We start from the raw sequence: 14,067 nt of genomic DNA on the forward strand, positions 1-14,067 counted from the left end.
TGTGGGGTTTCCCCATGTGAGAGTAGGTCATCGTCAAGCACCTATCCCGACCCCCTGGTACGCACGTGCCAGGGGGTTCGTTCGTCTGGATTCCAGAACAACAGCCGCTCGACAACTCCGCCTAATCACTTTTCCTATGTGCTACTGATTGATCTAATATGCTTCGTTTAAATTAGCGATTGATCTGATATGGCAGAGCTTGCTGATTCAGCGAAGACAGGTGGGTTGTCGCTTGACCAGTTGATAGGATGTCCAGAATGCGATTTGCTTATGGAGAAGCCTACGATCAGTGTTGGCGAAAAAGTCATCTGCCCTTGCTGCGGATATGAGCTTTATGCTCTGCATCATCAAGTTGTTGGGCGCAGTCTGGCACTTGTTATTGCTGCACTATTATTTTATGTCCCTGCAAATTTTCTACCAATCATGCACTTGAATCTTCTTGGACGAGTCAGTCATGAAACGGTATGGAGTGGAGTGCTGAGTCTTTATCGTAGTGATATGGCTGGCTTGGCGCTTATTGTCTTTCTATGCAGTATGGCTGTTCCTCTTCTCAAGTTGCTGTGTCAGCTTGCAGTCCTTCTGACGATTTTTACCGGTTATTTTAAAGGCTATGGCTTATGGTGGTATCGGAGCTATCACCATTTGAAGGAGTGGGGGATGCTGGAGGTTTATTTGCTTGGTATTCTCGTTTCGATCGTCAAGCTTGCTGGAATGGCTGATTTGGGGGTTGGCAGCGGGCTGATCTGTTTTATCGGTTTGCTTGTCGTGCAGATCCTGCTGGAATTGATAATGTCACCAGAGCAAATCTGGCAGGCATTGTCGGAATCTTCGTAATGCGGGCCATCAACGCAGGGTTGCTGTTATGCCCGGAATGCCACAAGCTGGATCGTATCCAACCTGGACAGCGCAAGCAGTTCTGTAAGCGTTGTGGCGCTCGTGTTTTTGTTCGGCGCCCTAACAGTCTTGCAAGAACTTGGGCCTTATTGATCGCGGCTACGGTCATGTATTTTCCGGCGAACCTGTTGCCAATCATGACAGTTCGAAACCTGGGGCAACACAGTCCGGATACCATCCTGTCAGGTATCGTGATGTTGTCCAAACAAGGTATGTTTGGCATCGCCATCGTTGTATTTCTTGCCAGTATTCTCGTCCCTACTCTGAAGCTTGCCGGAATTGCCCTGCTACTGTTCTCAGTGCAGCGGCATGTGCAATTATCGGCTCGGCAACGGGTTTTCATGTTTCGGTTTATTGAATGGATCGGTCGCTGGTCGATGCTGGATATTTTTGTCATTGCCGTATTGGTAGCAATCGTCAATTTTGGAAGTCTGGCCAATGTCGAGGCAGGTTTTGGGGCATTGGCTTTTGCTAGCGTGGTTGTACTGACAATGCTTGCCGCCCTCAGTTTTGACCCTCGCCTTATTTGGGACAATACGGGAGTAGAGCATGAGTGATTTGCCGAAGGCGAGCGTCCGTCCGGTTTCCAATTTGTCCGTGATCTGGATATTGCCTTTTCTGGCTCTAGCTATTGGCGCATGGCTGGCCTGGCAGGCTTATAACCAACGCGGTATCGAAGTGGATGTCGTCTTCGAAAGCGGAGAGGGTATCGAAGTCGGCAAAACTGCGGTTGTCTACAAAGGTATGTCGGTTGGCACAGTGCAGAATCTTCGTCTGACGGAGGATGGCTCGCGCCAGGTTGTCGTTGTCACGTTGGAAATGAAAAAAGAATTCCAAGACCATTTGCGTGAGCGAACGCGTTTCTGGCTAGTGAGGCCGAGCATTACCCTGGCCGGGATAAGTGGCCTGGAAACGTTGGTTTCTGGAAATTACATCGGTGTCAGTATTGGCGAAGGAGAAAAGGCTCGGCGTTTTTATGCATTGGCCGAAGAACCACCGATGCCTGACAGCCGTTTTGGGCTGCATTTGACTCTCGAAGCTGACACTTTGGGCTCTATTAGCCGAGGAAGCCCAGTGTTCTATCGTCAGATAGAGGTTGGCCAAGTGAAGAATTATCAACTGGCTGCTGATCAAAGTACTGTCGAGATAAAAGTTTTTATCAAGCCGGAGTACACGTCGCTGGTTCGTAAAAATACACGTTTCTGGAATGCTAGCGGTGTGAATGTCGAAGCGAATCTGACCGGCGTGAAACTCCATACGGAAAGCCTTGCCAGCATTGTTGCTGGTGGAATTGCTTTTTCCAGCCCGTCGAATACCACTGGAAATGAAGAGGCCGTTGATCCTTTACAGCCTTTTCGTCTATATGAAAATTTCGAGGCCGCCCAGATCGGTATTCGCGCGCAAGTTACTTTTGAGGATTATGAAGGCTTGGAGGCTGAGCATACGCCAGTAATGTACAAGGGCATGCGAGTGGGTGTGTTAAAGCATTTGAGTGTCGAGTCGGGATTTGCAAGTGCTGAAGCAGAGCTTTCCCTTGACCCATTGATCGAGCCATATTTGGTCGAGGGTACGGAGTTCTGGTTGGTCAAACCGTCCATTTCTCTCGCGGGGATTACGGGACTGGAAGCCTTGGTCAAAGGTAACTACATATCCATTCGACCTGGGGAAAAGGACGCCGCACCGAAACGCTCTTTCCAGGCGAGGGCAAAAGCTCCTCCTCTGGATATCAGTTCTCCTGGCCTGCATTTAGTGCTTTTTGCCGATACGTTGGGATCAGTCGATATAGGCAGTCCGATTCTTTATAAGCAGGTGAAAGTTGGCTCCGTACAAAGCTATCAATTCTCGCGTGATCAGAAGAGTGTCATTATCGGTGTCCATATCGAGCCTTCCTATGTCGGACTGGTCAATAGTTCCAGTCGTTTCTGGAATACCAGCGGAATTGCGTTAAATGCCAGCATTGCCGGTATACAGATGCGCAGTGAGTCTCTGCAAAGCATCTTGCTTGGCGGTATCTCTTTCGAGACACCAGACCGGAATGCTGCTGTCACTGGCAAGATCCAGCGCTTCCAGTTGTATAAGGATCGTGATGGGGCCCTGAAGCAGGGAGTACCTATTGAGATCAGCCTCCAGCGTGCCGACGGTTTGCATCCGGGAGTGCCCATTCGCTATCGAGGACTGGAAGTCGGGCGTATCGACTCGGTTGACTTGAGTGAGGACTTGCAGTCGGTTCGCCTCAAGGCTCTGATTACCGAGGCACAAGAGCAGATAGTTCGCGCAGGGTCAATATTTCGTGTTATCAGGCCTGAGCTTGGTCTGTTGAAGACAGCCAATCTGGATACGCTGGTATTTGGCCCTTATATCGAGGTTCAGCCTGCAAAGGGGAGCGCGGCCAAACAAACGCGCTTCGTTGGTCTGGAAGGCCCGCAAGCTCCTCTGGCAGACGAAGGATTATCTTTGGTTCTCAGCGCTCCTCGTCTTGGCTCGATAAAGCCAGGTAATCCGGTTACTTACCGGGAAATAGTGGTAGGGCGTGTGGTCGATTACGAGTTGGGTCCCAATGCTGATCGAGTCTTGATCAAGGTGCGTATCGAGCCTCGCTTTTCGCCTCTGGTTCATACCGGTAGCCGCTTTTGGGAAAGCAGCGGTCTCGACATGGATTTCGATTTGCTCAAAGGTGCTCGTATCCGTAGTGAATCCCTTGAAACGTTGCTGCAGGGTGGAATTGCCTTTGCCACTCCTGCTGGCGAAAAAATGGGACGTTCAGCACTTCCCGGACAAACCTTCGTTCTTTTCAAGTCACCACAGGACGAGTGGTTGGAGTGGGCACCGAAAATTGCCCTGGACAAAAAAAAGTAGTCAGGCCTCTTTTATGATGAGTGATGCACGGCGGCGCGCTTATCTGAATGCCATGCAGGTTGATAGCTGGGTTTCCCGGCTGCAGTTGCCTTTTGCTGCCCCCTTGCGTCCGGGGGCAATTGCCGAGCCTGAGCCCCTTCCTGAAAGCAAGAGCCAGATCGTCGTCGCAAAGAGTCTGGTCACCGAGATGGTTCGAAAAGAGGCTCCTGGGCCGCTGGCTCGGAAACCTGCGTCCCCAGTGCCGGTACCTGTCAAGCGAATCGATCAGAAGTCGGTGGAGCCCACGCCGCATTTCACTTTACAGTTGCTGCGCGCCGGCAGTTGCCTACTGGCCGTGACACTACCTACTGGTGGATCTTTTCAGAATCGTGATCCAGCCTATCTTTTGCTCAAGGATCTGCTGCGTGCTGCTCGATTACCGGACAAACCGCAACTGATTGGTGATGGTGAGCCCATCCGCTGGCCGCTATGGCAAGGGGGCGATTTTGGCCAGGGGGCAGAAGATGCGCGCGATTACGTCCAGGGAGTGATACTTTCCGAGCGAGATAATATGGGTTACTCCTGTTTGTGGCTGGTAGGTCGACCTGCCTGGCGCTTTGCTGGTGGAGTGAGTATAGAAGTCGGCAACAGCATTGAAATCCAGACGGATTTGCTCGGAATGGCCCTGGCTATTCCTGGTTTGGAGGAATTGATGGAAAAGCCGGTGCTCAAGGCCGAATTATGGCGAGCTTTGTGTCGCAACATACCGATCTGGACGGGCGAAGCATGAGCGAAGCCATCCATTTTCGTCCCATGATCGAAGCTGATCTGGATGCGGTATTGAAAATCGAATATGCCGCTTTCAGCCATCCCTGGACTCGCGGTATTTTTCTGGATGGCCTGAACAACTACGAATGCTGGTTGATGTTCGAAGGTTCCCAGCAGGTTGGCCATGGCGTGATTCAGGTGATTGCCGGCGAAGCGCATTTGCTCAATATAACCGTGAAGCCGCAAAACCAGGGCAGGGGACTGGGGTTGCATTTGCTGGAGCACCTGATGGTTCGGGCAAAAGCGAGACAGGCCACGGAGTGCTTTCTTGAAGTACGTGCCGGCAATACTTCTGCCTACCGGCTATATGAGCGTTACGGATTCAACGAAATCGGTCGTCGGCGTGGTTACTATCCCGCTACCGACGGCCGTGAAGATGCGTTGGTTATGGCCTGTACCCTGGTCGATTAATTTGCGGTTCAATCGTGCCGGTTGGGCTGGTTCGCCATGAAAACAGCCAGCGAAGCCGCCCAGTCCGACAACTGGATATCTCGTTTGCCAAAAGTTTACCGGCGAGGCTTTTTATAGCGGCCTGAATCCAGCGGAGCATCGCCTTCGAGCTCTTCATCCGATAAGGGATCCTCACCCTTTGTGTGCCATGGCTTGCCGTCAAGAGGGTCCACTTGTGCCTGCTCTGCTTCATCCAGCCCGCCCCCGGCGCCGATGCGGTCTGCCGAGGTTATGCTCAGATCCTTATCCATAGGCCCGCCATGACCTCGCTCGGTCGGGGAGCGTGCGCCATCCTCCTGGATAAGCGTTTCTGGGGTCAGATCATCCATGGTGGTATGGCCGTCAGGCATTTCTCCGGATGTCCTGCCTGCTTCCTGGACACGTTCAGGCGGAAAATCATCATCCAGCTCGTTTTTCGAATGCACATCGCCGACATTTTCCTGCCGTTCGTCTGTTTCCTGGTCGAAATTCAGCGGTGTGACAGAGCCCATCCGGTCTTCGATATTATCGATTTCTGCTGGAGTGCGTGACTTGCGCTTGGCCTTGTTCATAGGGCTTCTCCTGCTTCAGGGATTCGATTTCTCCCTATGGTGGACCCGGTTCTGACGGAATGATTCGAGTATTTATTTGTGGTAAGACAAGCGTAGGAATATTGCAATGTTGAGAACCTAAAGGGGCGAGCATGAGTCTGATGAGCATGACAGACCATGACGCTAAAGATGCGCTGGACCTGCAGCGCTGTAGTTTCTTCTTCGATCTGGACGGAACGCTGGCTGAACTTCAGCCTCGACCGGAACAGGTTTTCATCCCCTCCGCTACGCTTCTGGCCTTGGCTCGCTTCCAGGCTGAAGGCATACCCGTTGCGGTGGTATCCGGACGGCAATTGCAGGATATCGACCGCTTGCTTGCGCCCTTGCAACTACCCGCTGCCGGGGTACATGGCGCAGAACGTCGCCACGGTGACGGACAGATTTCACGCTTGGCCATCGATCCGCAGGTTTTCCAGGAAATCCAGGAAGCCTTGATTGCGGCATGTCGGAACTATCCGGGTGCCTATCTGGAAAACAAAGGTATGGCATTTGCCTTGCACTACCGGCAGGCGCCCGATTTGCAGGAGCCATTGCGAGCGCTGGCGGAAGATTTCGTCAATCGCCATGCCGATCATCTGATGCTGCAGCCGGGTAAGTGTGTATACGAATTGAAGCCCCGGGGTGCCAGTAAAGGCGAGGCAATCAAGGCTTTCATGCAGGAGCTGCCGTTTCTTGGGCGGCAGCCGGTCTTCCTTGGCGACGATCTTACCGACGAGGCTGGTTTCAAGGTAGTGAACCAGTGTGGTGGACTTTCGATAAAAATCGGTTCGGGAGAAACCGAAGCTTGTCAGCGACTGGATTCGGTGGCCGATGTATCCAAATGGCTGACCGGATTGCTTGTGCTTCTCGATGAGAGGCCGCTTTCTTTTTCCTATAAGAAATAAGGGGATCGCCATGAGCCGTCTAGTGGTAGTTTCGAACCGAGTCGCCCCGATCAAAGAGGGCAAAATTGCGGCAGGTGGCCTGGCTGTCGGTGTTTACGATGCCTTGCGCCAGTCAGGAGGTATTTGGTTCGGCTGGAATGGAGAGGTCAACAAGAACCCCCAGATGCGTACCGAGACGGTCGGCAATGTCGATTACGTCACAATGGCGCTGAACAAGACTGATTACGACCAGTATTACCGAGGGTTTTCCAACGCGACACTGTGGCCGATCTTTCACTATCGCGTCGATCTGGCTCGTTATAACCGAGAGGAATACGAAGGTTATCGTCGTGTCAACGCCATGATGGTGGAAAAACTCAAACCGCTGCTGCGGCCTGACGACACCATCTGGATTCATGACTATCATCTCATTCCTTTTGCCGAAGCCTGCCGCATGAGCGGTATTCGCAATCGGATCGGCTTCTTTCTACACATCCCTTTCCCTGCGCCGGGAATTATCACGGTTATCCCGCCGCACAACGAATTGCTCAAGACGCTTTGCTATTACGACCTGGTCGGCTTTCAGACCGAGTGTGACCGCCTGGCTTTCCAGGACTACATCACTCGTGAAGTTCGCGGTGTAATCGAGCGGGATGGCAGCCTCACAGCCTACGGGCGTAATTTTCATACAGGGGTCTATCCCATTGGCGTCGTACCGGACAATGTCCGCCAGTTGGCAAACTCCTATCGGGAGCGTCGTCATCTGGTCGGATATAACAGCGATGGCCGTCGCCGCAAGACCATTGTTAGCGTCGATCGACTGGATTACTCCAAGGGTCTGGTTGAGCGATTCCGTGCTTATGCTGCTTTTCTGGAGAATTTTCCCGAACATCGCCGCAAGGTCGAGTTCATTCAGATTGCACCAACTTCGCGTTCGGATGTGAAAACCTATCAGACCATCCGCCGGCAACTGGAAAGCGAGGCCGGCCATATCAATGGCCGTTTGTCCGATCTGGACTGGACTCCATTGCACTATCTCAACAAGAGCCATGATCGTCGGGTATTGATGGGGTTGTTCAGCCGGGCTGAAGTTGGCTTCGTCACACCACTGCGCGATGGCATGAACCTGGTCGCCAAGGAATACGTCGCCGCGCAGAATCCGGATGATCCAGGCGTCCTCATTCTGTCGCGTTTTGCCGGGGCGGCGCAGGAATTGAGCTCGGCCCTGATCGTCAATCCCTACGATTGTATCGGCATGGCCGAGGCGCTGGATCGGGCCCTGCGCATGCCGCTGGCCGAGCGCAAGGACCGCTACGAACATATGATGCAAGCGATTCGCGCGGCAGATCTTGATACCTGGCGAGACGATTTCCTGCGTGATCTGCAATCTTTCACGATTCATCAAGCGGTTGAAGCTGAAAAAGGCAAGTCGGTGAATGAGGCTGTGTTCGTTTCCTGAATGACGGATCGATGAGGCTGCAGGAGCGACCATCACTGTGATGATTCTCGCTGCATCAGGAATTTTTTCTTGGCCGGCGGCTGGCCTGAGGTAGAATTCCAGGCCATCCCGAACGAATCAATTAAAGGAGTTACCCATGGCTAGAGGGGTGAACAAGGTCATTCTGGTCGGCAATGTCGGCGGTGATCCGGAAACCCGCTACCTGCCTAACGGCAATGCGGTAACCAACATCACACTGGCGACCTCCGATAGCTGGAAAGACAAACAGACCGGGCAGTTGCAGGAGCGTACGGAATGGCATCGTGTAGTGTTTTTCGGCAAGGTTGCCGAGATTGCCGGCGAGTATCTGCGTAAAGGTTCGCAGGTCTATGTCGAGGGCCGGCTCCAGACGCGCAAATGGCAGGACCAGAGTGGGCAGGACCGCTACACTACTGAAATCGTCGTGGATCTGGGCGGTAGCATGCAGCTTTTGGGCAGCCGTAATAACGGCGACGATGCTGGCATGCGTCAACCACCTCCGGCTCAGCCGCGCCCGCAGCGAGACCCGCAACAGCAGGCTGCCGCCACACCTAGACAGCAAGCCGCTGTACCTCACCAGCAAGCACCCGCACCGGCCGCGCAGCAGCCGGCTCCGGACTACGATAATTTTGATGACGATATACCGTTTTAGCACCTGTTGAGGTTTTGCTACGCGCGGCGGAGTTTCGTTTGGCGCAGGCTGGCGTTATTCGTCGTGCATTTGGAATAGCCAAGCTTCTTTTGGGTTCATCGCATTTTCCCGGGGAATGCAGCCAACCTGTCAGGAGCCAGCGCTGCCCAGGCTGAGCGCTGGCGTGGCTATGCTGAAATGCCTTTCCTATTTAAAGTCGGCTGCGTGCAAGTGCGCGTTTCGGTGCGGTAGTGCCGCTATGGCCGATAGTCGAATCGTGTGTGTCCAAGCCGCAAGCTCATAGCCAGGTCGGGAATAAGTTACTTGACTTGCTTATCCCGTTCAGCTCACGGTTTTTCCTTCATCCTGGTAGACCGGTGGTGAGAGACTCTCGCCTGATAGCGGCCAGTGCCGCACTTCGAAACAATCAACGCGATGCAGCGCACTCCTGAGCATCAGTGCTATTTATCTTGATCTGCATGTGAGTGTCGGCCAACTGACAGACAGAGGCTGGCTGGCTTCGATATGGTTCCTTTCAACCCACCTTGGAAAGGAGAGTCCCCTCTCTATGAGAAGGTATCGACCTGCATTCTGGAAACTTATATGAAACGGCCCTGCCTGCCCTTGCTGCCAGTGGCGTACGAGTGATGATCCGGACACACGCTTGAGAAGACGTGATGAGCCGCATCTGCGAGAAAGCTGCCGATGCGTAAAGATGTTGCGCCGAGCTTTCGTTGTTACCGCGAAACCGGGTGGGCAAAGGTGAGTCAAGTATGAATGGAGAAGACTGTGTCTAAAACCATCTTCACCGTGGTCGAGAATTGTGTCGCCTGCAAATCCTGCGAAATCGCCTGCGCGGTCGAACATTCCTGCTCGAAAACCCTGGCGGGAGCCATTCTGGAGACGCCGCTTCCACAGCGACGGATCACCGTGGAAGGCGTCGGCGCCTACAGCTATCCATCCCGCTGCCAGCATTGCAGCGATGCCTCCTGCATCACTGCCTGCCCGACTGGCGCGATGCAGCGCGATGGCAATACCGACGCGGTCTTTTCCGATCACGATCGTTGCATCGGTTGCTGGATGTGCGTCGTCGTCTGTCCGTTTGGCGGGGTGACTGCCGATCCGGTCAACAAAAAAGCCTTGAAATGCGACCGTTGCCCTGAGCGTACGGCCAAGGGCGAGGCACCTGCGTGCGTATCGGCCTGTCCGACTGGCGCGCTCTTGTTCCTGACGCCAGAAGAATTCGCGGCGCAGCGTCGGCAAGCAACGGCTCATGCTGCTGTTTGCGGTGAATCGACGACCAAGCTCAACGGCATGGACATCCTACGATCCTTGAAAGGGGCCAACTGATATGGACGCTACTATCCTGCCTGTTATCGAAACGGCTCTTCTTCAGGTTTCCGCCGATAAAGGACTGGCCACCGCTCGCGACCGCCTGGAAGTCATGAGTCCGCAGTGTGGGTTTGGGGAGTTGGGGACCTGTTGCCGAATTTGCTATATGGGGCCGTGCCGTATCGATCCGTTCGGCAATGGCCCGAAAACCGGCGTGTGTGGTCTGACTCCCGACGCCATGGTAGCCCGTAACCTGTTGCGCGATACCGTAGGCGGCACCGCCTCGCATGTCGGCCATGCTCGCCATGTGCTGTTGACGCTGCGTGACACCCTGAAAGGCAAGGCGCCTTATCAGATCAAGGGGGTGTCCAAGGTAATGTCGCTGGCCAAAACCTTCGATGTTCCAACCGAAGGCCGGGAGGTGAATGACATCTGCCGCGATCTGGTGAATATCGCTCTGGAAGATTTTGGCCGCCAGGACGATGAACAGCCCAACAATTGGCTCAGCAAACGCGCTCCAGTGGCCGAGCAGGCACTCTGGAGCAAGTTGGGGCTGATGTATTCCAATCCGCATAACGAAATCGAAACGGCGATGCATGCCTCTTCCATGGGTAACGACGCCGATCCGTTATCGCTGATGATGCGGGTGCTGAAAATGAGCCTGATCGACGGTTGGACCGGCCTGGCCCTGTGCGTCGATCTGCAGGACATCCTGTTCGGCGTGCCGGAAATCGCGGTGACCGAAGCGGCCGTTGGCGTACTGGAGGAAAACAGCGTCAATATTGCGGCCCATGGGCATAACCCGGTGCTATCGGAAAAGATTCTCGAATGGGCCGAAAAGCTGGAAGGCGAGGCGCTGGCCGCCGGTTCCGACGGAATCAATGTGGTCGGCGTGTGCTGCACCGGCAATGAATTGAGCATGCGCCACGGCGTCAAATTGGCGGCGCACAACTCGCAAACCGAGCTGATTCTCGCCACCGGCGCTGTCGATGCCATGGTGGTGGATATCCAGTGTATCTGGCCGCAACTGGCGCAGGTGGCCAAGTGCTTTGATACGGCGTTCATCACTACCGATGCCATGGTCCGGATTCCCGATGCCCGGCATATTCCATTCGAGCCACACCATGCCGACGAAAGCGCTCGTGAGATCGTCCAGACCGCCATCGAAGCCTTCCGCCGCCGGCGTGGCAAACCGGTAGATATTCCCCAGCTCAAAAGTACTGCGGTCGCTGGCCTGTCAGTCGAAGCCATCATCGATTTGTTGTCCCGGCTGGATGCCGAAGACCCGCTGAAGCCGGTGCTCGATCAGGTGGCCAATGGCAATATCTTCGGCTTCGTCGGGGTGGTCGGCTGTTCCAGCATCAAATTCCGCGACAACGCCATGACCGAGGAGATGGTCAAGCATCTCTTGCGGCAGAACGTTCTGGTGCTGACTACCGGTTGCACTGCGCATATCTGCGCTCAGGATGGGCTGATGACCAGTGAGGCGACCTACCGCTATTGCGGCGAGGGCCTCAGAAGCGTGCTTGAGATTCTGGGCGAGGCAGCCGGACTCGGCGGCCCGCTGCCACCGGTGTGGCACATGGGGGCTTGTGTCGATAACTCGCGTATCGTCGATCTGATGGTCGTGCTGGCCGAGCGACTGGGCGTCAAGGTCGGCCAGCTTCCCGCCGTGGGGTCGGCACCTGAGTTAGTGCAGGAAAAAGCGGTTTCCATCGGCGGTTCGTTCCTGGCAATGGGGGTTTCCTGTCACATCGCGCCGGCGCCAAAAGTGCTGGGCGGGCCAATGGTCACCAAGCTGCTCACCGAGGATTTGCAGGATCTGCTCGGCGCGGTGGTCCGGGTCGAGCTGCAGCCCAAGGCCGCAGCAGACTGGATGGTGGCGCATATCGGCGAAAAGCGTGCGGCGCTCGGCATATGAAGATTGTCATCATTGGCAACGGCCCGGCGGCAATAGCCGCTGCCGAGACTATTCGCGGGCAGGACAGGAGCTGCGAGATCGTCATGCTCTCCAGGGAGAGCGTGCCATTTTATTCACCCTGTCCTCTCGCCGAATATGTGGAAGGTAGCGTACCGAAGGATCATCTCTTTCTGCGTGATCCGGCTTTCTACAGCCGCAGCGGGATCGATATTCGCTACGGTCGTCCGGTCATACGCATAGAGCCACAAACCCGACAGGTATGGCTGGCAGGAAATGAAGCCGTCGCATATGACCAGTTACTGATTGCTTCTGGCTCCAAGGCATTCGTTCCACCGATTCCCGGCCTTGCCACCGCCAAAGGCGTTTTCGAACTGAAAACCCTGGATGATGCCGAAGGCATTCTGGAGCGCATCAAGACCGCTCGGCGCGCGGTGGTGATCGGTTCCGGTTTCATTGGGCTGGAAGCTGTTCAGGCGCTGATCCGGCAAGGGCTTGACGTTACATTGCTGGAAGCTCAGGCGCAGGTTCTGCCAGCCATGCTGGACCGTGAAATGGCGGCCATCGTCCAGCAACGCCTCACTGCGCACGGTGTGCAGGTTCATACCGGTTGCGGTGCTGAACGGATTCTCGAAAATGAAAACGGTGTGCGGGCCGTCATGGCGGGTGGCTGTGAAATTCCTTGCGAACTGGTCATCTGCGCCGCTGGCGTCAGGGCGGATCTTTCAATCCTTGAAGGCAGCGGCATCGCCAGCAATCGGGGCATTCTGGTCAATGACCACATGCAAACCAATGTCGATGGTGTTTTCGCTGCTGGCGATATCATCGAGCGCCCCGACGTGCCGGAAAAATACCGGGTCTTGCCCATCTGGCCGAATGCGGTATCCACTGGCCGAATTGCGGCGTGGAACATGCTAGGGATCGCCACACGTCACCCGGGGCTGGAAGCGGTCAATGTGGTACGAGTCTTCGATACGCCAATCGCTTCGTTCGGGACGCAGACGGCTGAAGACTGCTTGCGCTGGCAAGATGGTAACGGCGCGGTACGCAAGGTTCTGTTGCAAGAGGGACGAGTGATCGGTGGCCAGTTGATTGGTGAAATCAATGGCACCGGCGTGCTGCATGAAATGATGAAAAAAGGCATCGCTGCCGAGCGATTCGGTGAGGCACTGGCTCATCCCGGCTTTAGTTATGCTCACTTTATGCAACCATCGAGGGCAGTCAAATGGGCCTGAAAATCGCCATCAGCGGCAAGGGCGGCGTCGGCAAGACGACGCTGACCGGCTTGCTCGCCCACCATTACGCCAGGCAAGGCCGCCGGGTCCTGGCTATCGATGCCGATCCGTCGCCTTGCCTCGGGCCGGCCCTGGGCTTCGCCGATTCCGCGCTGTACGACCTCTCGCCGATCTCTGAAATGACGGATCTGATCGCCGAACGTACCGGAAGCGATCCGCGCTCCGGTGGCGGCGGGATGTTCAAGCTGAATCCCAAGGTTGCCGACATTCCCGATCGCTTCTCCGCCAGTCTGGGAAATATCCGCTTATTGCTGTTGGGGGCCGTGCAAAAAGGCGGGTCGGGCTGTATCTGTCCGGCCAGTACCTTGCTGAAGCAACTGGTCCGGCATGTCCTGCTGGACCGCGACGAGGTGGTTCTGCTCGACCTCTATGCTGGCGTCGAGCATCTTGGACGGGGGACGGCTGAAGCTGTGGATGTCATGCTGGCGGTCGCCGAGCCAACCAATCGCAGCATGCGCACCGTCCGGCAAGTACAGGTCCTGGCCCGTGATATCGGCATCGACAAGCTCATGCTGGTCGGCAACAAGCTGGCCGGCCCCGAAGATCGGGCCTTCTTTCAGGACGCCTCTGGAAATATCCCGCTGGCGGGATGCCTGGAGCTGTCACCGGCAGCCGTGACGGCCGACCGTTCCGGTGAGCCTTTGTATGACCTGTCAGCCGAACTGGCCCGGGAGGTCGCCTCCATTGCCGGGGCCATCGAGCGGTTGGCCGAAACACGCGAGCTTGTAAAGGAGTAAACGACCATGTGCGAGAACTGTAATTGCAGCGCTACATCCTCTGCCGCCAATACCGTGAAGCGACCAGACCCCGAACGTGACTATGAGTACGTGCGCGTGGACGGGACGGTGCATCGCCATTCCTATGTGTTGCATGAGGCTGCTCATCACCCTCATCTGCATCCCCACGATGAAGTTGATAAAGCCAAGTGACGGGGTAGTTATCTATCCCAGGGGC

14 protein-coding genes are annotated in these 14,067 nt (G+C 55.3%); 13 read left to right on the forward strand and 1 reads right to left on the reverse strand.

Going from position 1 to position 14,067, the window contains the following annotated elements; genetic code table 11:
* The first annotated feature begins 189 nt into the window (after nucleotides 1-189).
* Genes FHR87_RS12395 through rimI form a run of 5 tightly spaced genes read left to right on the forward strand, consistent with a single transcriptional unit; the run spans nucleotide 190 to nucleotide 4,968 of the window.
* Nucleotides 190-834: a paraquat-inducible protein A gene (locus tag FHR87_RS12395; protein WP_183167043.1), complete on the forward strand. Its 645-nt coding sequence runs from the start codon at nucleotides 190-192 to the stop codon at nucleotides 832-834.
* A complete protein-coding gene (locus FHR87_RS12400) occupies nucleotides 834-1,451 on the forward strand; it encodes a paraquat-inducible protein A (protein WP_183167044.1) in 618 nt (205 codons plus the stop codon). Before FHR87_RS12395 ends, FHR87_RS12400 begins: the two co-directional genes overlap by 1 nt.
* Entirely contained in the window at nucleotides 1,444-3,750 is a 2,307-nt protein-coding gene (locus FHR87_RS12405; protein ID WP_183167045.1) for a PqiB family protein, read from the forward strand. Before FHR87_RS12400 ends, FHR87_RS12405 begins: the two co-directional genes overlap by 8 nt.
* Before the next feature lie 13 nt (nucleotides 3,751-3,763).
* Nucleotides 3,764-4,519, forward strand: coding sequence for an energy transducer TonB (locus tag FHR87_RS12410; RefSeq protein ID WP_183167046.1), 756 nt, complete (start codon nucleotides 3,764-3,766; stop codon nucleotides 4,517-4,519).
* Nucleotides 4,516-4,968 carry a ribosomal protein S18-alanine N-acetyltransferase gene (gene rimI, locus FHR87_RS12415; RefSeq protein WP_183167047.1) on the forward strand — a complete coding sequence of 151 codons (453 nt, stop codon included), beginning with the start codon at nucleotides 4,516-4,518 and terminating at the stop codon, nucleotides 4,966-4,968. Before FHR87_RS12410 ends, rimI begins: the two co-directional genes overlap by 4 nt.
* A gap of 95 nt (nucleotides 4,969-5,063) precedes the next feature.
* On the opposite strand, the gene FHR87_RS12420 is transcribed toward rimI, so the two are convergent.
* Nucleotides 5,064-5,558 (reverse strand): hypothetical protein, encoded by a 495-nt coding sequence (locus tag FHR87_RS12420; protein WP_183167048.1) that lies wholly within the window; start codon nucleotides 5,556-5,558, stop codon nucleotides 5,064-5,066.
* 146 nt (nucleotides 5,559-5,704) lie between these two features.
* Between FHR87_RS12420 and otsB the strand changes: the two genes are divergently transcribed.
* The 8 genes from otsB to FHR87_RS12460 all read left to right on the forward strand — a co-directional run bounded on the left by otsB (nucleotide 5,705) and on the right by FHR87_RS12460 (nucleotide 14,042).
* Nucleotides 5,705-6,481 carry a trehalose-phosphatase gene (gene otsB / locus FHR87_RS12425; protein WP_183167139.1) on the forward strand — a complete coding sequence of 259 codons (777 nt, stop codon included), beginning with the start codon at nucleotides 5,705-5,707 and terminating at the stop codon, nucleotides 6,479-6,481.
* A 10-nt stretch (nucleotides 6,482-6,491) separates the two neighbouring features.
* Nucleotides 6,492-7,919: an alpha,alpha-trehalose-phosphate synthase (UDP-forming) gene (gene otsA / locus FHR87_RS12430; protein WP_183167049.1), complete on the forward strand. Its 1,428-nt coding sequence runs from the start codon at nucleotides 6,492-6,494 to the stop codon at nucleotides 7,917-7,919.
* Nucleotides 7,920-8,055: 136 nt separating this feature from the next.
* Nucleotides 8,056-8,589, forward strand: a complete 534-nt coding sequence (ssb, locus tag FHR87_RS12435; protein ID WP_183167050.1) for a single-stranded DNA-binding protein — start codon at nucleotides 8,056-8,058, stop codon at nucleotides 8,587-8,589.
* A 768-nt stretch (nucleotides 8,590-9,357) separates the two neighbouring features.
* Nucleotides 9,358-9,918, forward strand: coding sequence for a 4Fe-4S dicluster domain-containing protein (locus FHR87_RS12440; RefSeq protein ID WP_183167051.1), 561 nt, complete (start codon nucleotides 9,358-9,360; stop codon nucleotides 9,916-9,918).
* A gap of 1 nt (nucleotide 9,919) precedes the next feature.
* Nucleotides 9,920-11,821 carry an anaerobic carbon-monoxide dehydrogenase catalytic subunit gene (cooS, locus tag FHR87_RS12445; protein ID WP_183167052.1) on the forward strand — a complete coding sequence of 634 codons (1,902 nt, stop codon included), beginning with the start codon at nucleotides 9,920-9,922 and terminating at the stop codon, nucleotides 11,819-11,821.
* Nucleotides 11,818-13,053 carry an NAD(P)/FAD-dependent oxidoreductase gene (locus FHR87_RS12450; RefSeq protein ID WP_183167053.1) on the forward strand — a complete coding sequence of 412 codons (1,236 nt, stop codon included), beginning with the start codon at nucleotides 11,818-11,820 and terminating at the stop codon, nucleotides 13,051-13,053. Before cooS ends, FHR87_RS12450 begins: the two co-directional genes overlap by 4 nt.
* A complete protein-coding gene (locus tag FHR87_RS12455; RefSeq protein WP_183167054.1) occupies nucleotides 13,044-13,850 on the forward strand; it encodes an ATP-binding protein in 807 nt (268 codons plus the stop codon). Before FHR87_RS12450 ends, FHR87_RS12455 begins: the two co-directional genes overlap by 10 nt.
* A gap of 54 nt (nucleotides 13,851-13,904) precedes the next feature.
* Entirely contained in the window at nucleotides 13,905-14,042 is a 138-nt protein-coding gene (locus tag FHR87_RS12460) for a hypothetical protein (protein WP_183167055.1), read from the forward strand.
* Nucleotides 14,043-14,067: the final 25 nt, after the last annotated feature.

It is taken from the genome of Azomonas macrocytogenes (assembly GCF_014191985.1).
Classification (GTDB): Bacteria; Pseudomonadota; Gammaproteobacteria; order Pseudomonadales; family Pseudomonadaceae; genus Azomonas; species Azomonas macrocytogenes.